Annotated in this window: 18 protein-coding genes; 10 read left to right on the top strand and 8 right to left on the bottom strand. The window is 65.6% G+C overall.

Annotated elements, in window-relative coordinates; genetic code table 11:
* Positions 1-31: 31 nt before the first annotated feature.
* Positions 32-349: a hypothetical protein gene (locus tag IFT54_RS14070; RefSeq protein ID WP_342354836.1), complete on the bottom strand. Its 318-nt coding sequence runs from the start codon at positions 347-349 to the stop codon at positions 32-34.
* Between the two features lie 137 nt (positions 350-486).
* Between IFT54_RS14070 and IFT54_RS14065 the strand changes: the two genes are divergently transcribed.
* The 7 genes from IFT54_RS14065 (at position 487) to IFT54_RS14035 (ending at position 8,718) form a co-directional block, all read left to right on the top strand.
* Positions 487-1,995 (top strand): YifB family Mg chelatase-like AAA ATPase, encoded by a 1,509-nt coding sequence (locus tag IFT54_RS14065; RefSeq protein WP_192071137.1) that lies wholly within the window; start codon positions 487-489, stop codon positions 1,993-1,995.
* Positions 1,996-2,161: 166 nt separating this feature from the next.
* Positions 2,162-3,007, top strand: coding sequence for an EAL domain-containing protein (locus IFT54_RS14060; protein WP_342354835.1), 846 nt, complete (start codon positions 2,162-2,164; stop codon positions 3,005-3,007).
* Between the two features lie 139 nt (positions 3,008-3,146).
* Positions 3,147-3,959, top strand: coding sequence for a DUF1206 domain-containing protein (locus IFT54_RS14055; RefSeq protein ID WP_192071136.1), 813 nt, complete (start codon positions 3,147-3,149; stop codon positions 3,957-3,959).
* Positions 3,960-4,042: 83 nt separating this feature from the next.
* Positions 4,043-5,674 (top strand): M28 family peptidase, encoded by a 1,632-nt coding sequence (locus IFT54_RS14050; RefSeq protein WP_192071135.1) that lies wholly within the window; start codon positions 4,043-4,045, stop codon positions 5,672-5,674.
* Positions 5,675-5,819: 145 nt separating this feature from the next.
* Entirely contained in the window at positions 5,820-7,397 is a 1,578-nt protein-coding gene (locus IFT54_RS14045; protein ID WP_244649049.1) for a L,D-transpeptidase family protein, read from the top strand.
* Between the two features lie 11 nt (positions 7,398-7,408).
* Positions 7,409-7,762 carry a hypothetical protein gene (locus IFT54_RS14040; protein WP_192071134.1) on the top strand — a complete coding sequence of 118 codons (354 nt, stop codon included), beginning with the start codon at positions 7,409-7,411 and terminating at the stop codon, positions 7,760-7,762.
* Positions 7,763-7,767: 5 nt separating this feature from the next.
* On the top strand, positions 7,768-8,718 hold the full coding sequence (locus IFT54_RS14035; protein WP_244649069.1) for a D-alanyl-D-alanine carboxypeptidase family protein: 951 nt from the start codon (positions 7,768-7,770) through the stop codon (positions 8,716-8,718).
* 69 nt (positions 8,719-8,787) lie between these two features.
* Here the strand turns inward: IFT54_RS14035 and IFT54_RS14030 are convergent, their stop codons facing one another.
* Positions 8,788-9,087 carry a hypothetical protein gene (locus IFT54_RS14030; RefSeq protein ID WP_192071133.1) on the bottom strand — a complete coding sequence of 100 codons (300 nt, stop codon included), beginning with the start codon at positions 9,085-9,087 and terminating at the stop codon, positions 8,788-8,790.
* Positions 9,088-9,124: 37 nt separating this feature from the next.
* Positions 9,125-9,634, bottom strand: coding sequence for a hypothetical protein (locus IFT54_RS14025; RefSeq protein ID WP_192071132.1), 510 nt, complete (start codon positions 9,632-9,634; stop codon positions 9,125-9,127).
* 275 nt (positions 9,635-9,909) lie between these two features.
* On the opposite strand from IFT54_RS14025, the gene IFT54_RS14020 reads away from it, so the two are divergent.
* Together IFT54_RS14020 and IFT54_RS14015 are read left to right on the top strand one after the other, a co-directional pair.
* Positions 9,910-11,139 (top strand): ROK family protein, encoded by a 1,230-nt coding sequence (locus IFT54_RS14020; RefSeq protein WP_192071131.1) that lies wholly within the window; start codon positions 9,910-9,912, stop codon positions 11,137-11,139.
* 71 nt (positions 11,140-11,210) lie between these two features.
* Positions 11,211-12,107 (top strand): ROK family protein, encoded by an 897-nt coding sequence (locus IFT54_RS14015; RefSeq protein ID WP_192071130.1) that lies wholly within the window; start codon positions 11,211-11,213, stop codon positions 12,105-12,107.
* A 54-nt stretch (positions 12,108-12,161) separates the two neighbouring features.
* Here IFT54_RS14015 and IFT54_RS14010 read toward each other — a convergent pair whose 3' ends face one another.
* From IFT54_RS14010 to IFT54_RS13995, 4 genes are all read right to left on the bottom strand, one after another.
* Entirely contained in the window at positions 12,162-12,854 is a 693-nt protein-coding gene (locus tag IFT54_RS14010; RefSeq protein ID WP_244649047.1) for a dienelactone hydrolase family protein, read from the bottom strand.
* Between the two features lie 86 nt (positions 12,855-12,940).
* Positions 12,941-13,999 (bottom strand): sensor histidine kinase, encoded by a 1,059-nt coding sequence (locus IFT54_RS14005; RefSeq protein ID WP_107929492.1) that lies wholly within the window; start codon positions 13,997-13,999, stop codon positions 12,941-12,943.
* Between the two features lie 70 nt (positions 14,000-14,069).
* Complete coding sequence (locus tag IFT54_RS14000; RefSeq protein ID WP_192071128.1) at positions 14,070-14,870, bottom strand: class I SAM-dependent methyltransferase; 801 nt, start codon at positions 14,868-14,870, stop codon at positions 14,070-14,072.
* Between the two features lie 170 nt (positions 14,871-15,040).
* Positions 15,041-15,691: a carbonic anhydrase gene (locus IFT54_RS13995; RefSeq protein ID WP_031394264.1), complete on the bottom strand. Its 651-nt coding sequence runs from the start codon at positions 15,689-15,691 to the stop codon at positions 15,041-15,043.
* Positions 15,692-16,582: 891 nt separating this feature from the next.
* On the opposite strand from IFT54_RS13995, the gene IFT54_RS13990 reads away from it, so the two are divergent.
* Positions 16,583-19,399, top strand: coding sequence for a TonB-dependent receptor (locus IFT54_RS13990; RefSeq protein ID WP_192071127.1), 2,817 nt, complete (start codon positions 16,583-16,585; stop codon positions 19,397-19,399).
* Positions 19,400-19,596: 197 nt separating this feature from the next.
* Here the strand turns inward: IFT54_RS13990 and IFT54_RS13985 are convergent, their stop codons facing one another.
* Positions 19,597-20,400, bottom strand: a complete 804-nt coding sequence (locus IFT54_RS13985; protein WP_192071126.1) for a Crp/Fnr family transcriptional regulator — start codon at positions 20,398-20,400, stop codon at positions 19,597-19,599.
* Positions 20,401-20,802 lie beyond the last annotated feature (402 nt).

The following is a 20,802-nucleotide window of genomic DNA, read 5'->3' as shown; positions in this document are numbered from 1 at the left end:
GGTGGGCGCTTAGGCAAACTAGGGGGACAAGTCAATTCACGGGCTCCGTCTTCGCCGAATCGCCTCGCTGCGAAACCGCGGCGGCCCGATCGCGCGCGTGCCGTCGCAACGCGCTGCGGCGGCGCATCATCCGGTCGACGAAATGGCCGCCCCGCGGCCAGCGGCGCTTGAGCCGGCCCCAGCGTCGCCGTGCCCGTGGCGAGTTGCGCAGTACCAGGACCATGCCGCCGGCAAACACGAAGACGCCCGCCGGTCCGGGCACCGGTGTCAGCAGGGGGGCGGCAAGGATCATCATCCCGCCGCACAGCAGCTGGACGAGACGATAGGTCGAGGAGCGGACAGCGTTCACGCGAGGCATTTGGGACCGGTGTGTTAGGTTGGCAAGACGGCACCGTGCCGCTCGCCATTGCCCAATGGTCAAATCCGGTATGAATAGGGCGTGACGGTGGCGATCCGCCATGACGAGCGACGCGGCGGGGGATTTTCATGGCGGCGATCGTGTCGACGGTGGCGTATCTCGGGCTGGAAGCGCGCGCCGTCGAAGTACAAGTCCAGCTGATTCCGGGACTTCCTGCGTTCAACCTCGTCGGGCTGGCGGACAAGGCGGTCGGCGAGAGCCGCGAGCGCGTCCGTGGCGCGATCGCGGGGATGGGGCTGGCATTGCCGCCGAAACGGATCGCGGTGAACCTGTCGCCGGCCGATCTGCCAAAAGAAGGATCGCATTTCGATCTTCCTGTCGCGCTCGCGCTGCTGGCGGCGATGGGGGTGATCGATGCCGAAATGCTTGCCGATTATGTCGTCGTCGGCGAGCTCGGCCTCGATGCGCGGATCACCGCGTCGCCCGGTGTCCTGCTTGCCGCGCTGCATGCGTCGAACGAGGGCAAGGGCCTGATCTGCCCGGCCTCGCAAGGATCTGAAGCGGCCTGGGCCGGGTCGATCGAGGTGGTCGCCGCGCCCGACCTGCTCGCGCTGATCAACCATTTCAAAGGCCATGGCCTGCTGCGCGCGCCCCAGCCCGGCGAGGTCGATGCCGCGCCGGCCGGGCCTGACCTTGCGCAGGTTCGCGGGCAGGAGACCGCCAAGCGTGCGCTGGAGGTCGCTGCGGCGGGTGGGCACAATCTTTTGATGTGTGGTCCGCCGGGGTCGGGCAAATCGCTGATGGCGGCGTGCCTGCCGGGGATCCTGCCGCCACTCGACCCCGCCGAGGCGCTCGAAGTTTCGATGGTCCAGTCCGTCGCAGGCACGCTGTCGGGGGGACGGCTGACCCGGACCCGCCCGTTCCGCAGCCCGCATCATTCGGCGTCGATGGCCGCGCTGACCGGAGGAGGCTTAAAGGTGAAGCCCGGGGAGGTCAGCCTGGCGCATCTGGGTGTGCTGTTCCTCGACGAGTTGCCCGAGTTCCAGCGGGCGGTGCTCGATTCGCTGCGCCAGCCGCTCGAGACGGGAACGATCAGCGTCGCGCGCGCCAATGCGCATGTGACCTTCCCCGCGCGCGTCCAGCTGATCGCGGCGATGAATCCGTGTCGTTGCGGTCATCTCGGCGATGCCGGCCTTGCCTGTGCACGGGCACCGCGCTGTGCCGCGGACTATCAGGCCAAGGTGTCGGGGCCGCTGCTCGACCGAATCGACCTGCACATCGACGTGGCGGCGGTCACGGCCGCCGATCTCGTCCTGCCCCAGGCCGGCGAGGGATCGGCAGCGGTGGCGGCTCGAGTGGCGGTGGCGCGCCGAGTGCAGACCGAGCGTTATCGCGAACATCCCGTGCGGACGAATGCCGAGGCGGACGGCCCGTTGCTCGAGTCGGTCGCTACCCCAGATGCGCAGGGACAGCGTCTGCTGGTGCAGGCGGCGGAGGCGATGCGGCTGACCGCGCGGGGTTATACCCGAATACTGCGCGTCGCGCGGACGATCGCGGATCTGGCCGGCGCCGATCACGTGGCGCGTATCCATGTCGCGGAAGCGCTGAGCTATCGCCGCCGTCCGCCAACCAATTGACGCATGTTTGCACATCTACAAGATACTTGATCTATGATAATAAACTAGTACTACTCATTCTGTTAATTGTTGTAGATTAACAATGACCTCACCGAGTTTGGAGTGAGGTGGCGTCGCGCCGGTCCTCATGCCCGTCCGGCCCTATAGAGCGCGGTAAGGAGCGACAGTGACATTTATCGACCCCGCCCCATTCCGGGCTGCAGCCCGCGCTCCAGCGGACGCGATCGCACCAGTCGAGCCGGCGACCCGTGTGACGTGCGGTGCCTGTGGCACCGGCAGCATGCTCCCGTTCGATTTCACTATGGCGTTCCAGCCGATCGTCAACATCGCGACGGAGCGGGTCTGGGCCTATGAAGCGCTGGTTCGCGGCACCGACGGTGCGGGCGCGGGGGCGATCCTCGACAGGGTGTCGGGGGACATGATCTACTGGTTCGATCAGGCTTGCCGTGTGCGCGCGGTGGAGATGGCTGGCGCGCTGTTCACGCCGGGCGAGGACGTGAAGCTGTCGATCAATTTCATGCCGAACGCGGTCTATGAACCCAATGCCTGTATCCGGGCGACGCTGGGGGCAGCGGCGCGGGTCGGCTTCGACAAGCGCAACCTGATGTTCGAATTCACCGAGAACGAACGCATGCGCGACGTCCCGCATGTACGGCGGATCATCGAGGCGTACCGTGCGCAAGGGTTCGTGACCGCGATCGACGATTTCGGCGCGGGCTATGCGGGGCTGGGGCTGCTCGCCGAACTTAATCCCGATGTCATCAAAATCGACATGGCATTGATCCGCGGGATCGACGGGTCCGCCGTGAAGCGGTCGATCGTCGCCGCGGTCATCGCATTGTGCGACGAACTTGGCATCATCCCGATCGCCGAGGGGATCGAGACTTCGGGCGAACTGGCGGCGTTGCGCGCGCTCGGGGTACGGTTGTGCCAGGGCTACCTGATCGCGCGTCCCGCGATTGCACGCCTTCCGGTCCCCTTCGCGGACGCCGCAGAGGTGGTCCACGCCTGACGGTCCGGTGCGGCCCGGGCGCGGTACCGGGCTGCGCCGATCCGCGTCGCCGCGGCGATGTCGTGACCGCCGGCGGAACGTCGCTGCGCACGGCGGGTTTAGCCGGCGTAACGATCAATATGATCCAGGGGGATTTGCGGTGACCATCTCGGATGTCCGTGCGACGCAACTCGCACGTCTCGGCTTCGCCGCGCGCGGGCTGGTCTATTGTCTGGTGGCCTGGTTTGCGGTCGATGCCGCAATGCGCGGCGGGACGATCGCCGACAATCAGGGTGCGATCGGATCGCTGGCGGACGAGCAGCTCGGTGCCGTCCTGCTGGCGGTCATTGCCGCGGGTCTGCTCGGCTACGCGGTGTGGCGGCTGACCGAAGCGATCGCCGATCCGGAGCAGATCATGCGCGACGCCAAGGGCGCCCTGACCCGGATCGGGCACGTCGTCAGCGGGATCGCGCACCTCATCCTTGCCTGGAGCGCGGCACGTCTCGCCTGGCAACCAAGGACGGGTGGCGGCGGGCAGTCCCCGGGTGACGAGAGTGCCCGCGACTGGACAGGCTGGCTGCTTTCGGTGCCGTTCGGCCGCGTGCTGGTTGCCGTGGTCGCAATCGGTATTCTCACCGCAGCGGTGATGCAGGCGAAGAAGGCCTGGAAGGGCGATTTCGTCAAGGACCTGCACAATGACGGCTCGCTGCCTTCCTATGTCTGCACGATGGGGCGGCTGGGCTATGGCGCCCGCGCAGTCGTCTTCACGATCATCGCCGGCTTCTTTGCGGTCGCGGCATGGCAGGCGCACGCCACTGAAGCCGGCGGCATGGCCGACGCGCTGGCGATGCTGCAGGACCAGCCGGGGGGCAAATGGCTGTTGGCCGCGACGGGCGTCGGGCTGGGATTGTTCGGCGTCTACAGCTTTGTCGAAGCGCGCTTTCGCCGCGTTCACGTTCGTCTGCCGGGGTGAAGATCGCGGCCTAAGGCGCGGGAATAGCGTGCGATCTCATTCGTTCGCTTGTGCACGTGACACATCGCGGGCAGGTTGTGCCGATGAAACGCCTCCTGCCGCTGCTGCTGCTCACCGTCTCGGCCACTACCGCTGCCATCGCCGCTGATCCACGGCCACCCATCCTGTCGCCCGACCGGATCAAGGCGGACGTCAAGACGCTGAGCGCAGATGCGTTTCACGGGCGCGGACCGACACAGGCGGGCGAGGCGGTCACGCTCGAATTCCTTGAGCAACGCTTCAAGCAACTCGGGCTGCAGCCCATTGCCGGCGCCAGCTATCGGCAGCGTGTGCCCCTGCTGCGCTGGACCCGCGATGCCGCAACCTTCACGCTGCAACTCGGCAACCAGTCGGTGCCATTACGGCCGGGGATCGAGATCGCGGCATCGTCGCGGATCGTCGGCACGACCGCGCTCGATCATGCCGATATCGTCTTCGTCGGCTATGGCGTGGTCGAACCGAAGCTCGGCTATGATCCGTATCGCGGCGTCGATGTGCGCGGCAAGATCGTCGTCGCCCTGGCCGGCGATCCCGATGTCGAGGCGGGACGCGACCTGGGATTCGGCGGACGCGCCTCGAGCCCGGCCGCACGGACCAAGCTGAGCGAGGCGCAGAAGCGCGGCGCTGCAGCGTTCCTGACGATCCACGAGACGTTCCCGGCCAGCTATCCCTGGCTGCAGATCGCAAACGGCGACGCGGTACCGGGCTATGCGCTCGACACCGGGACGGTGCCTGCGGCGTTCGGACTACGCGGCAACCTGCGCAACGACATCGGGATCCGCCTGCTGCGGCAGGCGGGGCTGGATTATGCCGCGGCGAAGGCTGCCGCACAGCGCGCCGATTTCGCTGCGATCATATTGAAGGGGGCGACCCTGTCGGCGCGTGTTCAAACGCGGATGGAGCATGTCGCGAGCCACAATGTCGTCGGCCTTCTTCCGGGCACCGATCCCGCGGCGGGCAGCATTCTCTATGGCGCGCATTGGGATGCCTATGGGGAGAACGCGTTCGATCCGCCCGCGGACCGGATCCGCAACGGTGCTATCGACAACGGGACCGGCACCGCGACGCTGCTCGAGATCGCGCACGCTTATGCGGGCGCCGCCCGGCCGCGGCGTTCGGTCGTGTTCGCGCTGTGGACTGCGGAAGAGAAGGGGCTGCTTGGTGCAAGCTGGTACGCCGACTACCCGGTCCTGCCGCTCGCGACGACCGCCGCACAGTTCAATCTCGATCCGCATGTCGTGCTGGGGCGGACGCGCGATCTCGAGCTTATCGGCGTCGGGCGAACGCCAATGGAGCGCGATCTCGAGCGGGTTGCGGCGGCGCAGGGGCTGCGGATCGTGCCCGAGGAGAATACCGAGGCGGGCTGGTATTACCGCTCGGACCATTATGCGCTGGCGCAGAAGGGCGTGCCGGGGGTGTATTTCCGCGCGGGCCGCGATCTGGTGACGGGCGGGGCGAAGGCGGGCGAGGCGATGCGCGATCGGTTCAACGCACGATGCTATCACCAGACCTGCGACGAATTCGACGCACGCTGGGACATGACCGGCGCCGCGCAGGAGGGCAGCGTCGCCTATGCGCTGGGCCGCGAGGTCGCCGAGGGGACGGCATGGCCGGTCTGGAACGCGTCCGAGCCGTTCGCAGCGGAGCGCGACGCGACTCGGGCGGCGCGCAAATGACGGGCACGGCCGCGCCCGGGCCGAAGGGGGCGTTGGGCCCTGCGATAGTCAGCAAGACGGCGGGAAATATCGCGTCGTCCGGGCTTTATTCAGGCTAGGGCGATATTGCCCGTGCGACGCAGGACGCGATCGCTATAGGGACGCTATGCAAAGCCTTTCAAAGACAAAGACGAACGCCCCCTGGTTCGGCACGATGCTGAGCGGTGCCGCGGTGGTGGCCCTGTTGCTCCCGGTCGACGCCGTTTCGGCCCGAGCGCCGCAGGAGCAGCTGGTGCCGCCGCAACTGTTCCAGACCCAGCCGCAAAGGCCCGTCGCCCCATCGAACCCGCCAGCCAGCCAGCCTGCGCTGCCGACGCAGGCGATGACGCCACGTATGGCGCCGCCGCCGGTGGTGCCGACGGTGCGGATGCCGGTGCTGTCCGTTGCCCAGGTCAAACAGCTGCAGAAGCTGCTTGCGTCGGATACGATGGGGCAGGGGCTCGCGTTCGCGCGGCCGTCACTTGTGCTCGACGTCGACAACGACACATTGGTTCGCGAAGCGCTCGACCATGCCCGCGCGGTCCATGCCGGGCGCTTGTCCGAAGCGGACTTCCAGCGGGACTGGGGCATGCGCCCGCCCGCCTTCGATCCGCTACCGGGCTTTGCCGATGCGGTGAAGCGTGACCGGATCGCCGCGTGGTTCGCCGCGTTGCCGCCGCCCTATTCAGGGTATGACGGGCTCAAGGCCGGGCTCGAGCGCTATCGCGCGATCGCGGCGGCGGGCGGTTGGTCCATGCTGGCGAGTGGCCCGGATATGACGATCGGCGCGACGGGCCCGCGTGTGACTGCGCTCCGCCAGCGCCTTGCGATCGAGGACAAGGACGTATCGGCCGGCGGCGACCGGTTCGACGCTGCGCTGCTCGAGGGGGTACGTCGCGCGCAGCGGCGGTACGGACTCAATCCAAGCGGGATCGTGTCGGGGCAGACGCTGGGTGCGCTGAACGTCTCGGCGACCGATCGCGTCCGCCAGATCATGGCGAACATGGAGCGCTGGCGCTGGCTGCCGCAGGAGCTGCCCAAGGATCGCATCCAGGTGAACATCGCCGCCGCGGTCCTGACGGTATTCGACGGCGACCGGCCGATCACTTCGATGCGCGCGGTCACCGGGCGCCCCGGCGACGAGACGCCAATGCTGACCTCGACGATCCACAGCGTCGTGATCAACCCGCCCTGGAACGTCCCGACCTCGATCGCGACGCGCGAGCTGTGGCCGAAGGAAAAGGCCAATCCGGGATACCTGAAGCGCAACGGCTTCAAGGTGATCGGCGGCACGCGGCTGCAGCAGGCCGCTGGTACGCAGAGCGCGCTGGGGCGGTACAAGTTCGATTTCGACAATCCCTATTCGGTGTATCTGCACGACACCCCGTCACGCGCGAAGTTTGCGAGCTTCAGCCGTCTGGCGAGCCACGGGTGCGTCCGGCTCGAAAAGCCTGCCGAGCTTGCCAACCTCCTGCTCGCGGGTGATCCGCAATGGACCCCCGAGATGGTCGCGGCGACGGTCGACAAAGGCGCGACGGTCCGGGCGCGGCTCAGCAAGCCCGTGTCGGTCTATCTGCTCTATTGGACGGCATTCGCCAGTGGTAACGGCCAGATGAACTTCCGCGCGGATCCCTATAGCTGGGATTCGACACTGGCCTCCAAGATCGAGGCGCGGTCGGCGGCGCAGGCGATGGCAGCACGATGAGGGACATGACCATGATGACCAAGGCATATGCGATCCGCTTCGCGCTCGGCGCGAGCCTGTTGGCGACCGCGCTCGGCGGCTGTTCCCCGTCCGAGCCGGACACCGCACCCGTGACCGAAAACAGCGCGTATGAGGAAGAGGCCCCCGCCGAAGCCGAGGCGCCGGCGGTGGCCGAGGAAGCGCCTGCGCCCGCCCCTGCAGAGGTGAAAGCCGAGGCCCCGCCCGCTCCGGAAATCGCGCCGGACGTTCAGATGCAGGACGATGCCGATGCGACGGGCATGACTGCGCGCGTCCGCCGCGACGGCAGCAGCGCGAACGAACCCACCGATGACGTGCCCGCCACGAACGAGATGGAGCCGCAGTGAGGCTGATGCCGACCGGCGCCTATCAGCGCCGTATCCCCGCCGTGCTGGCGGCGCTGGCCACGCTGGTTCTGCCCATGTCGTCTGCGGTATCGACGGCGTCGCCCGCCGGGGTGGCGAGCCGCGCCGCGCCGGTTCCGCTGGCGGCGATTCCCGGGACGGCGATGGCGGTTCCGGCTTTGGCTGAACCTGTGCTCGCCGCGCCATCGCCCGCGGCGGCGCGGACCGTGTCGGCCATCCTGATCGACGCGCGCGACGGCCGGGTATTATATGCGCAAGGGGCTAATCTGGTCCGTCGACCCGCGTCGCTGACCAAGATGATGACGCTGTTCCTGGCGTTCGACGCGCTCGACGCGAACAAGCTGCAGCTGTCCGACACCGTCAAATTCTCACGCGCTGCGGCAAACCAGCCGCCGTCACGGCTCGGTCTGCGACCCGGTGCCGGGCTGACCGTCGGCGAAGCCATCCGGGCGATCGCGGTGAGTTCGGCCAATGACGTGGCGGTAGCGCTTTCCGAAAAACTGGGTGGCAGCGAAGCCGGCTTCGCGCGGCGGATGACCGCAAAGGCGCGAACGCTCGGCATGCGGCGGACGTCGTTCACCAACGTCACCGGATTGCCCGGCGCCAATCTCACGACCGCGACCGACATGGCCATGTTGTCCAAGGCACTGATCGACCAGCATGCGGATCGCTATGCCTATTTCAGCACCCGGTCGTTTCGCTGGGCGGGACGGCAGTTGCAGAACCACAATCACATGCTCGGCGCCTTTGACGGGCTCGACGGCATCAAGACCGGCTATACGGTCGAGGCCGGGTTCAATCTGGCGGCATCGGCCAAGCGCGGCAACCGCCGACTGATTGCCGTCGTCCTGGGAGAGCGAACCGCGCGCTCACGCGATCGGCTGGTCGCGCAGATTCTCGAGCGCGGGTTCAACGGCGGCGAGGGCGCCCCGAGCTAATCTGTTGCGGCTCAAGCCAGGGCACTCTGTACGCCACGGCGTACGGGGTGCCTGATTGGCGCGAGGGCGTCAGGTGCGTTCGATCAATTCGATCTCGGCTTCGACCTCGATCTCGTCATCCTCGCCGCCGCCGTGCGTGCCGTCATCCTCTGGGATGATCAGGTCGACGGTCCAGTCATAGACCTTCTCGCGGTTTTCGCCCTGTACCCAGACGCGCACCGCGCCCTTGGTGATTTCTCCACCCATCTGCCCGACGAAGTCGGAGATGAGCGTCTCGGCGGCATCCTCGTGATCGGTCGCGCCGGAGATGCACGCGGACTGCATCTCCTCTTCGAAATCGATCAGCTGTGCCCAATATTGTTTCGCCATGTGTCGGTCCTCTTCGTGGAGCGCTGCGTGCGCCGGGTCAGCGTGCGATACCGCCCGCCGGGGGCGAGACCGGAGCGATTTGCCCCGACGCCGGCAGCAACGCCAGTGCCGTCTTGTAGCAATCCTCGATATGCGCGTTGCCGACCAGCTTCATCGCCCCGAAGCTGATCGTGGCTGCGAAGGCAGAACCGACGAACGGTACGTATTTGGCAAGCGATCCCGCCGCCATCCGCGTGCCGACCCGCCGCAGCAGCGCCGCGACGACCCGCTTGGTGACCATGCGCCCGATCACGTTATTGCCCATGCTCGACGCCATCACCAGCACCTGCTGCGCAAGATGCGGCTCGAGCTTTTGGACCTGCTCGTGATCGAGCTCGAACATCTCGCTGATCTTCGGCAGCAGGGTCGTCAACAGGCCGACATCCGCGACCAGGTCGACGCCCGGGACCGGTACGACCGCGGCGCCCGCCGACATCAAGGATCGCCGGGTGACAAGCGACCGGCTTTCGGCGCGGACCCGCTCCAGATCTTCGAGCCGTGTAATCATCGATGTCGATCTTTCCAAATGGTTGAATTGCGGCGCGATACCACAGGCTTTGCAACCGCGCGACGTGGCTTGTTCGCGGCCGTGTGCACGGCGTCGTGCCAACCCGCAGTGGTTTCCTGTGCGGAGATATAACCAACTTGGCATATTCAATTGACCGGCTGGGGTGGATGTCGGACTATAGGATCGCATTTGGGGCCGTCGGCACGCGCGACTGACGGGGCGGCGCGCGAAGTCACATCGATGCGCACCTCGACGTTCCGGGGAGGGAGCAAGCCGTGGATTTCTCGGATTTCGAGCCGCATGCCGGTGGCGGGGTGACTGCGGAGGAACGCGCGGTGCGGCTCGGCCCGAGCCTGTCGGGCACGAATCTCGAACGGGCGGGCGACTATAACCAGCGCGTCGTGCTCCAGGTCATCCGTCGAAATCCGGACATCACCCGGACCGAGATCGCGACGATGACCAACCTCACCGCGCCGACGATCGCGAATATCACGGGGCGCCTGTTCGAGGCTGATCTCATCGTCGATGCCGGGCGCCGCAAGGGCGGACGTGGCCAGCCGGCGGTACGATTGCGGATCAACCCCGATGGATGCTTCGCGATCGGGCTGAACATCGACCGTGATCACGTCACGCTCGTATCGCTCGATCTGGCGGGGCAGGTCCGGTCCCGGTTCACACAGCAGATCGCGTTCGCGATGCCCGACGACATCATTGGTATCGTCGGCAAGGAGATTGCCGAGATCCGGCGATCGGACGTGTTGCGCGCCGACCGGATCCTCGGCGTCGGCGTGGCACTGCCCGACGATCTGGGGCAGGTGGCGTTGCCGCATCGTCCGGCGGGCTATGAATGCTGGGGTGCTGTCGACCTCCAGGCACTGCTCGCCGGTGTCGTTCCCTGGTCGGTCCATATCGATAATGACGCGGCGGCGGCGGCGATCGGCGAGGCGCAGTTCGGCGGCGGGCTCGATCATGCGAGCTTTTTCTACATTCTGGTCAGCGCAGGACTGGGGGGCGGGGTCGTCATTGACGGATCCTATTATCGCGGTGCCGATGCGCGGAGCGGCGAGCTTGGCTTTCTGCCGCTGACGGGTATGCCGGGACAGGTACTTCAGGACGTGGTGTCCTTGTCCGCACTTGCCGCGCGGCTCGAACAGGCGGGCCTGACCACGCCGTTCGACCCGGCGCTGGAGCTTGCCGAGCAGTTCGGCAGCACATTGGATGCATGGGTCGACGAGTGCGCGAGCGCCCTCGTGCCTGCGCTGACCGCCGTCAACTGCCTGATCAACCCGGCCGCGGTGCTGATCGGCGGACGTCTCCCCGACCTGGTGCTCGACCGACTGGCGTCGGAAACGACGCGCAAGCTGATCGCGGCGGCGCCGACGATCCCGGCGCGTGCACCGATCCGGCGCGCCACACTGTCGCGCGATGCGCCCGCCGTGGGCGCTGCGATCCTGCCGTTTCTCGACCGGATCCTGCCGTCGGACGCCATCCTGATTAAGGGCTGATTGTTAAAGCAAATTGACTTTATCTTTCTCGCGGGCAGGGTGCCTCCAAACCAAAGTCAGAGAGAGATGCAGTGATCCAGATCGGTATCGATGTCGGCGGCACGAAGATCGAGGCAGCGGCCCTCGACGCCGACGGTCAGTTCCTTGCCCGCGTGCGCAGCCCGAACCCGGGAAATTACGGCGACGCCATCGGGACGATCGGCGACCTGATCGCTCGCGCCGAGAGCGAGGCGGGCGCCATGGGCTCGATCGGGGTCGGTACGCCCGGATCGATCAGTCCGCGCGACGGGCTGATGCGCAACTCCAACGCCACCTTCCTCAACGGCCGCGCCTTTCGCGAGGATCTGGAGACTGCGCTCGGCCGTCAGGTCCGGATGGCCAATGACGCGAATTGCATGGCACTGTCCGAAGCGGTTGACGGTGCGGCAGCCGGCGCGCGGTCCGCCTTTGCGGTGATCGTCGGGACCGGCGTCGGAGGCGGACTGGTCGTCGACGGCCACATCGTCGAGGGCGCGAACGGCATGGGGGGCGAATGGGGCCATGTCCCGCTTCCGTGGATGACCGCGGCGGAATATCCCGGTCCGTCATGCTGGTGCGGACAAAGCGGGTGTCTCGACATGCTGATATCGGGGACTGGTTTCCGGCAGGATCATGCCGCCCGGTCCGGGCAGATGCTCGACGGCGCCGCGATCGTCGAGGCCGCGCGACACGGCGAAGCCGACGCGGTCGCATCGCTCGACGCCTATGTCGATCGGCTTGGACGCGCGCTGGCGATGATCGCCAATATCGTCGACCCGGACGTCTTCGTGTTCGGCGGCGGCATGTCGAATGTCGAAGCGATCTACGCCCGGCTTCCCGCGGTGATCGATCGCTACAGCTTCGGTGGCGACTGGAAGGGGCAGGTGGTGCCGGCCCGTTGGGGTGATTCCTCGGGCGTGCGCGGCGCAGCGCGGTTGTGGCCGCGCTGAGCCTCCTGCGTCGGAGCCCGCGAGGCGCCTAGCCGGCTGACCGGCGGTGGGCCGTCATCCGGCTAGGGTGCGGTTAAATAGAGCGATGACCGCGTTCAGCGTCTGGGCGAACAGGGCGGGATCATAGCGTGGTCCCTCGTCACGCAAAAACGCGTGCTGGCCGTTGACCTCGAGCCAGCCATAAGTGGCACCGACCGCCTCCAGTCGCGCGCGGATCGTCTCGCGCGCGGCAAACGGGACATGCGGGTCCTGCCGCCCCCAGATGAACAGCGTTTCCGCCTTCAGCTCTGCCATGCGCGCCAGACTATCATCCTGCTTGCCCGCACCGAGCGTTCCGCCGTGGATGTCGGTCGCGTAGAAGCACGCGGCCGCTGCGACGCGGGGATCGAGCGCGGCGCGGTAGGCGAGATGGCCCCCCAGGCAGACGCCCATCGTCGCAAGCCGACCGGTACAGGCGGGGTGCGCGGCGAGGCTGTCGAGCGCTGCGACCGCATCCGCGTCAAAGGCATGAACAGGTTTCGTGACCTTCAGCGCGTTGCCGCGATCGGTGCCGGCCGCGTCGTAGCGCAGAACCGTCCCGGGTCGCTCATACTCATGATAGACCTCGGGCACCGCGACACAGAAGCCGTGGCCGGCGACATAGGCGGCGAGTCGGCGGATCGGATCCGTGACCTGGTAGATTTCCGAGAACAGTAGAACGCCGGGATAGCGTCCCTCAACCGCGGGGCGGAACAGGTGCGTGCGCATGACGCCGCCTGGTGACGGCATGGCATCATCCGAAGGAGTGCCGCTGGCGATGCGAGGGATATCGATGAATTCGTCGCTGCGGATGATCATGGGGTAGGGGGCTGTCCTGCGGGGGAATGGGGAATGGTCAGCACGCTTTGTGCGCCGACCGGATCGGCGCTTCTGACGTCGAAGCTGCCACCGAGCTGTCGCGCTAGCGTGGTGGCGATCTTCAGGCCGAGGCTCGTCGAGCCGCGCGTATCGAATCCCTCGGGCAATCCGGCGCCGTCGTCGGTCACGCAGAGCTGCAACCCGGTGGCGGTCTGGACGAGATCGACCCGGATGCTGCCATGGTCGCGTCCGACCAGACCATGCTCGATCGCGTTGGCGATCGCCTCCGCCATGATCAGCGCAACGGGGATCAGCGCGTCAGGGGGGAGCATGACGCCGGGCGGTGCGGAAACCGAGTGGACGATACCGGGATTGCCGCCCGCCTCGATCACGTCGGCAGTCAGTTGGTGGAGGAACTGGTCAAGCGCGATCAGCGATCCGCTGGTATCGTAGAGCTGCCGCTGGATCCGGCCGATCAGCGTAATTTTGGTCGCTGCATTGTCGAGCGCGAGAGCCGCGGCAGGGTCGGCGATACCGCGCTTCTGCAACGCCAGGACTGCCCCGATCATCTGGAGGTTATTCGATACGCGGTGCTGCAGTTCGCGGAACAGCACCTCGGTCCGATCAGCCAGCAGCCCGCTGCGCAGCGCAAGGTCGGCGTTGCGTTCGCGCTCGTCGCGCAGCCGGTGATTGGCCTGCTGCATCCAGTGGACCAGCGCGATGTCGACGGCAGCGACTGCGGCATAGAAGAGCAGTGCCACCGCGGTATCGACGCCGAGTGTGAACCCTTGGCGTGGCGCGATGAAATAATACCAGGCCAGCACGCCGCACAGCAGCGCAGCCGCCGATCCGGGACCGCGCCCGAGCAGGAAGGACGAGATGATGACCGCCGGGAAGAAGGTCAGGAACGGAAAACCGGGCGGCAGCAGGTGATCGACGCCGATCCGGATCGCGCAGGCAGCGATGGAGAGGGCGACCGCAACGCCGTACGCGATGGCGCGGCGATCCCATAGCAGCGGCAGACGTTCGAGGAAACGGAGTGGGGTGGCGGTCACACGGGTGTCGTAACAGCGTAACCCGCCGCTTCCAAATCTTGGATGCGGCGGGTTACACTCTGCGCGGCAATCAACGGGGTTTGACGAACTTGAGCGTCATCCGGTCGCTTTCGCCGATCGCGGCATAGCGCGCGCGGCCAACATCGCCCTCGGCGTAATTGGGCGGCAGGGTCCACACGCCCTTGGGATAGTCATGCGTATCCTTCGGGTTCGCATTGACCGCACTCTCGGCTGCCAGCTTGAATCCTGCGTTGGTGGCATAGGCGATGACCGACGACCGCTTCATATAGCCGCTCTTGCCTTCCTCGATCTTGCCCGACGCTTCGGGCAGATGGTGTTCGACAAGGCCAAGCGTGCCGCCGGGCTTGAGCATCGCGAACATCTGGTCGAACGCGGCCTGGGTCTGATCGGCGGCCCCGAACCGCCAGTTGTGCACGTTGCGGAAGGTCAGCACGACGTCCGCCGAGCCTGCGGGCACGGTCGGCTGGCCAGCGACCGCCGGGAACATGGCATAGCGCAGCGCGCGATAGGCTTCGGGCATCGTCTGGCGCTTGGCGCGGACAGCTGCGAGACCCTTCTCGCTCGGCGCAGCGGCATAAAGCGTGCCGCGGGCTGCGAGATAGGGCGCGAGGATCTCGGTATACCAGCCGCCGCTGGGCCAGATCTCGACGACCGTGTCACCGGGCTTCACACCGAAAAACGCGAGCGTCTGGGCGGGGTGGCGGAAAGCGTCGCGCGCGATCGTCGCGGGCGTTCGCGTCCCGGCCTTGGTTGCCGCGACCAGGGCGGCGCTCGGCGCGGGATCGGGTGCGGCATATGCCGCCGTGGCGGCCAACAGGCCGGCAGCAATAACCAAGGCAAGGCGAGTCATAGGACCTCCAGTCAGAAGCCAGCAACATAGCGCCCTAATCTGACGGGCCGCAACCCGCGTACAGTCTCGGTTTCCCGTGACTATTTGCGAGGAGGCGCGACGACCAGCAGGTGAGGTTTAAACTAAGAATCCGCCGGGCCGACGACGCTTTCGCCGGCCCGGCCTCGGCATCAGTCCGCGCGGGGCTGAGCCGGCGTGAACCCGCCATCCTCGTCCATCACGCGCAGAATGCCGTCGTCGATCGCAAACACCGCGCCGCGGATCTCGAGATCGCCGGCAGCCTCTGCATCGCGGACGAACGGGAAGGTCCGCAGATTTTCAATCGACGTCCGAACGGCAGCCTGCTCCATCGCCTCGCGAGCCTCTTCAGACTTCAGATCGGCATGATCCTTGGCGACGGACTCGCGTGCGCCATCGAGCAGATGCACCCAGTCACTGATGAAGCCACCCTGGCCGCGCTCTGCCTTGTCGAACGTGCCTGCGAGCGCCGCCTTGCAGCCGCCGCACTGGCCATGGCCGAGTACGACGATCTCGCCGACCTTGAGCTGCGTGACCGCAAATTCCACCGCGGCAGAAACGCCGTGATAGCCGCCGCCCGTCTCGAACGGCGGAACGAGGTTGGCGACGTTGCGGACGACGAACATCTCACCAGGCAACGTGTCGAAGATCTGCGCGGGTTCGACCCGGCTGTCCGAACAGGCGATCACCATGACGCGCGGTTCCTGTCCGACTTTCAATTTCTCCCAACGGTCATGCTGACGGCGCCAGTCGGACGTCCGAAACCGCTGGTATCCATCTACAAGATCGGCAAAATCAGTCATTGTGTATCGTCTCCCGGGATACGGCCAAAACGGCCAATTTCAGAAACCCCTTGTCATGCGAGCGGTTCCCCGGGAAGCCCGCAACACTGCCGATCCTGCGATAGGGCGAGCGATCTGCCCCGCGAGTGGCGCAGGTACGGGGGAATCGTAGGCACGCCCCCCGCACGGAGGAATTGCGCGACCATGGGGTTGGTCAGGCCCTATGCCATGGGCAGGGGCTCCGGCGCCATGGACAGGGCGCTGCCGCGCGCAGCATTGCGCTACGAGGATATTTTGCGCTCGCCTGATCAGCGCTTTCGCTGGGGCTGGTAGCGACACCCGCCGCGCACAAACCGCATGGCTCAGTGGACGCCGCAAACATCCTATATTGGTACGGAGTGTTGCCCTTATTCGGGGTTCGCCAACGGATGCCTCGCGAGCCTAAGCGAGTATTAGATCCGCTGCGGTCGATCTTGGCGTCAGCTGCCGGGGTCATGATGCGCTAGCGCCTGTCAGTAAGCGTGGGCAAGTCCCTCGACGGGCAAAGGAATGTGTCTTCGGCTCGCGACTGACACCATCTTCCGAAACGTGGAGTACCTTGGCAAATTGATGCGCTGACGCGTCTTGCCTTGTCGAACGAACTCGGCCCGGGCCTTGCTGGCGTCAGGTCCGCAGCCACGGGGCAACCGCCGGACTGGAATGCGTCCCTCCCAGAATTGGTAATAAAAAGGTAATTTTCGCATTAGATTCGGAAAATGAATTTGATATAGGTAGCGGCGCCTAGACATCGACCTGGCTACCAAAAGAATACCGGGCGATTCGCGGGATTTACGGGTGCAGGCATGGGCTGCATCGGGATGGCGCGATGGCGCCTATGAAAAGGGGCTTTGACCAATGGTTTTTCCTAAGCAGATGTTGCTCGCATCCACCGCAATGGTCGCCAGCGCGATCGCCGGGCTGATCGCGCCTGCGGGCGCACAAACCGCGCCGTCATCCGCCCCGCCAGCCGCCGCCGAGCAGCCCGTATCCGCTCAGACACCTCCCACGCAGGCCGCCCCCTCGGGGGACGCGGACAGCGACATCGTCGTCACCGGTATCCGCGGCAGCCTGCGCAGCGCGATCGCGGTCAAGCGCGAGGCCAATGCCGTGGTCGACGTGATCAGCGCCGAAGCGATCGGCAAGTTTCCTGACCGCAACGTCGCCGAATCGCTGTCGCACATCCCCGGCGTGAGCATCGATCGGCGCTTCGGCGAGGGCGAGAAGGTCGCCATCCTTGGTACCGATCCCGCGCTCAACCGGATGCTGCTCGACGGTCATGCGCTCGCATCGGCGGATTGGGGCGGTAACGACAATGACCCGTCGAGCCGCACCTTCAACTATTCGTTGCTCGCGCCCGAACTCGTCGACCGGCTCGAGGTGTACAAGTCGCCCGAACCGCGGATCGAGGAGGGGAGCCTCGGGGGCACGGTCATCGTCCGCACCCGCCGGCCGCTCGAGCTCAAGGCCAATTCGATCTTCGCGTCGGGCGGCTATTCGTACAACGACCGTTCGGACAAGGGCAATGTCCGCGGCTCGGGGCTGTACAGCTGGAAGAATGATGCGGAGACGTTCGGTGTGCTGGTCGCCGCGACCTATGACAAGCAGAGCCTGACGCGCGCCGGCGTGGAATTCTTCGGCTATGACAATGCCGCGGCGAATGCGGACGGCACCTATAACAGCCCGTTCGTCAACCGCGCGCAGGACGGCACGCTTAGCCTGAAGAGTCCGGGTGCGACCATCACTGGCGGAACGATTGCGGATCTCTACAAGGCCGCGTCGCCGTTCGGCATCAACTACGCCTATTTCCAGCAGACGCGCGAGCGCAAGAGCGTATCGGGCACCGTTCAGTACCGCCCCAGCTCGGAGCTGACGCTGACGCTCAACGGCCTGCACATCAACGGCAATTACGACAATTACAGCCAGTCGATGTACACCATTCCCGGGGCCTGGACGGGTAACGTGCTGCAGTCGGCCAATATCAGCAACGGGGTCGTCAACGCCGCGACCTTCGGTGCTGCCACGAGTCAGAGTGCACAGCTCGACACGCTCGTCCGCAAGACCAAGCTGACAACCGATAATCTGAACCTGTTCGCGGATTGGGAAGGCGATGACGGCGCCAAGGTGTCGTTCGCGGGTGGCTGGAGCCGGGCAAGGGGCGGGCGCAATCCCGAATATCTGTTCAACGTGCAGACCAGACTGCCGTTCAGCTATGCCTTCACCAACGACACGGCGACGGTCAACTTCACCGGCGACCCGACCAACCCCGCAAACTACTTCACCAACCCGAACAACAATCCCGCACAGATCGAGGGCAGCCCGGTGCTGGTCGGCGGCACGCAGCTGAACGCCGCGCAGATCGGCGGCCTCGATTACAGCGTGACGACCGATCGCGACATCTTCGGCGGCTATGATGCGACGATCCCGGTTTCGTTCGGGCCGTTCACGCAGCTGATGCTCGGCGCACGCGTCACCGACCATGTCAACCGCATCGACGGTCGCGGCATCAACACCTATCTCACCACGTCGCAGCTTGCATCGCAGCTCAACGTGCCGACCGCGTCGACTCCGGACGGCACATTCAGCGGCAGCGGCGGGTTGGGCAACGCGACGCAGTATCTGAACCTGTCCGAACAGTCGGTGATCGATATCCTGGCGAATGCGATCAATTCGCCGCTGATCCGCAAGATCGGCGCGTCGACCCGGGTCAAGGAAACCGTCGCGGCGAGCTATGCGCAGCTCAATTTCGAGCAGAGCGGCTTTCGCGGCAATATCGGTGGCCGGCTGGTCTATACCAAGGACGTTTCGGACTATGCGCTGACGCTGTCGACCGCGGCCAACCCCAACCCCGTGCCGACCCCGACGACGACATCGACCGACTATCTTAAGTTCCTGCCGAGCTTCAATATCGCCTATGAGGCGAGTTCGTCGCTCATCTTCCGCGGTGCGGTCGCCAAGGTGATCTCGCGGCCACGCTATCAGGATCTGGCGGCATCGATCTCGCAAAACGATACGACGCGCGATGCGGGTGGCGGCAATCCCAATCTGAAGCCGTATGAGTCGACCAATTACGAGCTGACCGCGGAATTCTACCCGCGTCCGGGCAGCCTGCTCGCGGTCGAGGCCTTCCGTCGCGACATCAGCAACTACATCATTACCACCCGGACCGAGGGGGTGACTTTGTTCAATTCGCTGACCGGGCGGCTGGAGAACAATTACAGCGTTTCGCAGCCGATCAACGGCGGCAAGGCGAAGGTGAACGGCATACTCGTGTCTGGGCAGAGCGAGATATGGGGCGGGTTTGGGCTCCAGGCGAATTATACCTATCAGTACAGCACGACCTCCTCGACCGACGCGTCGGGCGTCGATCTCAACCTTCCCTATCTGTCGAAGCACACCGTCAACGTGATCCCCTATTTCGAAAGCGGACCGTTCCAGGCGCGGTTGAGCTACAATTACCGGACGAAGTATTTCCGCACGATTGGCCGTCTCGGCTCGCGCGAAATGGTCGCCGCGTATAACCAGCTCGATCTGTCGGCAGGGTTCAACCTGACCAAGCAGGTTACGTTGTCGCTCAACGCGCAGAACCTGCTCGACGAGACCTATCGCCAGTATAACGCGACGCCCGATCGGCCCACGGCCTTCTACAAGAACGGGCGGACCTATGTCGCGTCGCTGTCCTTCCGGCTGTAGGTCTGGCGGCCGTTAAATAGGCCGCGTCTAGTCTCGCTCGCCCGGAGACCGCCTGTCTGCAGACGGCTCTGTGGCGAGCGGGCGTTAATGGCTTAACGGGGTGGCGTGGCACGCTAGAGCGGTAACGCCGCCTTAGCTGGACGTCTATGAAGAAGCAGACCACCACCCGGGCCGCTGTTCAGCCAAGGGCCGCACTATCACGAGGTACCGGGCTGCTTGGACAGTTGGAGATAGGCGGGGTCGAACGCGGCCAGGTGGACCAGCGCCGGCCAGTCGTGGATCGTCAGGCGTCGGGCCTCGAGTAACAGCAAGCCGTCACGTCGCAGCTCTTGAAGCGTACGATTGGTGTGGATGGACGTCAGCGCACAGGCATCCCCCAGATGAAACTGGGTCAACGGCAGCGCACAACTGCCGTTCTGTACGAGCCCAACCCGGTCCATTCGCAGATATAGCTCGCACAACAGATGTGCGATCCGCTGTTTGGCACTGCGTTGCCCGACATTGAGCGTCCAGGCGCGCTGGATCGCGGCGGCGGTCAGCGATTCCCACCACAGGGCCTGCGTCAGGGGCGGGTGGTCGATGGCAAGCCCGGCCAGCATCGGGGCATCGACCACCGCAACGCGTGCAGGGGTGATCGCGGCGATCGTCTGGTCCATCCCCGCCAGCAGGAAGACGTCGAAATCACAGACATCGCCCGGGAGATAAAAGGCGACGATCCGGCGGCGCCCATCGACGAGCATTGTGTAGCGGCACGCCCAGCCGTCAAGCAGGACGTGGATCCCGCTTGGCTGCATCCCCCGGTCGAGCAACACCGTTCGTCCGGAAATCGGCCCGGCCTTGGCCGCAAGCAACGTGTTAAGCGCGACCTCCTCGGCAACCGACAGGGGGTGCCGGTCGCGCAGCTTCCGGACGAGCTTATCCGCCGCGGCACTCCGCGTCGCAAAAGACGTGCGTGGGCCTGATGTGCTGCCGGGGCGATGTTCGGATAAGGCGCTGGTCATCAAGTAGGAACGAGAACGCCTCGGCGGGGGATGACCGGGGAAGTATGTGATGCGCTCGGCTCACCGTTCGAATCGCTCGACTTATGGAATATCCTGATCCCGCTCAGTGGCAACGCACTTGGATCACGTCGTTCCTGCGGCCGGGCTCGTACGATTATCGCCGACCGAACCCTGTTCCGCGCCGTTGGGAGCGCAGAACGCGTCAGGGCGCAAAAATTGCCATAAAAGTGAAATTTGCGTTTGACGGGATTGGGGAGTGGCCCTAGAGGGGTGTCACCGCAGCGAACGGCCACACGGTCTGGTTGCTGCGGTCGCAAACAACCAGATGCTCCAAGCCTTCCGCGAGGGAGGTTATGCGAGTGTCGGTATTTTTGTCGGCTATTTGACATTGTAGGTTTAGAT

The organism is Sphingomonas sp. CFBP 13714, from assembly GCF_014842205.1.
Taxonomy (GTDB): domain Bacteria; phylum Pseudomonadota; class Alphaproteobacteria; order Sphingomonadales; family Sphingomonadaceae; genus Sphingomonas; species Sphingomonas aerolata.
The sequence above is the reverse complement of the archived record's forward strand: the minus strand, read 5'-3'. Positions and strand labels throughout refer to the sequence as shown.

What these genes read in the sequence shown, in the direction of transcription:
- IFT54_RS14030 (WP_192071133.1), bottom strand. Translation starts at nt 9,087, where the DNA reads ATGGCGAAACAATATTGGGCACAGCTGATCGATTTCGAAGAGGAGATG.
- IFT54_RS14045 (WP_244649049.1), top strand. Translation starts at nt 5,820, where the DNA reads ATGCAAAGCCTTTCAAAGACAAAGACGAACGCCCCCTGGTTCGGCACG.
- IFT54_RS14035 (WP_244649069.1), top strand. Translation starts at nt 7,768, where the DNA reads ATGCCGACCGGCGCCTATCAGCGCCGTATCCCCGCCGTGCTGGCGGCG.
- IFT54_RS14065 (WP_192071137.1), top strand. Translation starts at nt 487, where the DNA reads ATGGCGGCGATCGTGTCGACGGTGGCGTATCTCGGGCTGGAAGCGCGC.
- IFT54_RS14000 (WP_192071128.1), bottom strand. Translation starts at nt 14,870, where the DNA reads ATGACTCGCCTTGCCTTGGTTATTGCTGCCGGCCTGTTGGCCGCCACG.
- IFT54_RS13985 (WP_192071126.1), bottom strand. Translation starts at nt 20,400, where the DNA reads ATGACCAGCGCCTTATCCGAACATCGCCCCGGCAGCACATCAGGCCCA.
- IFT54_RS14050 (WP_192071135.1), top strand. Translation starts at nt 4,043, where the DNA reads ATGAAACGCCTCCTGCCGCTGCTGCTGCTCACCGTCTCGGCCACTACC.
- IFT54_RS14025 (WP_192071132.1), bottom strand. Translation starts at nt 9,634, where the DNA reads ATGATTACACGGCTCGAAGATCTGGAGCGGGTCCGCGCCGAAAGCCGG.
- IFT54_RS13990 (WP_192071127.1), top strand. Translation starts at nt 16,583, where the DNA reads ATGTTGCTCGCATCCACCGCAATGGTCGCCAGCGCGATCGCCGGGCTG.
- IFT54_RS14040 (WP_192071134.1), top strand. Translation starts at nt 7,409, where the DNA reads ATGATGACCAAGGCATATGCGATCCGCTTCGCGCTCGGCGCGAGCCTG.
- IFT54_RS13995 (WP_031394264.1), bottom strand. Translation starts at nt 15,691, where the DNA reads ATGACTGATTTTGCCGATCTTGTAGATGGATACCAGCGGTTTCGGACG.
- IFT54_RS14010 (WP_244649047.1), bottom strand. Translation starts at nt 12,854, where the DNA reads ATGCGCACGCACCTGTTCCGCCCCGCGGTTGAGGGACGCTATCCCGGC.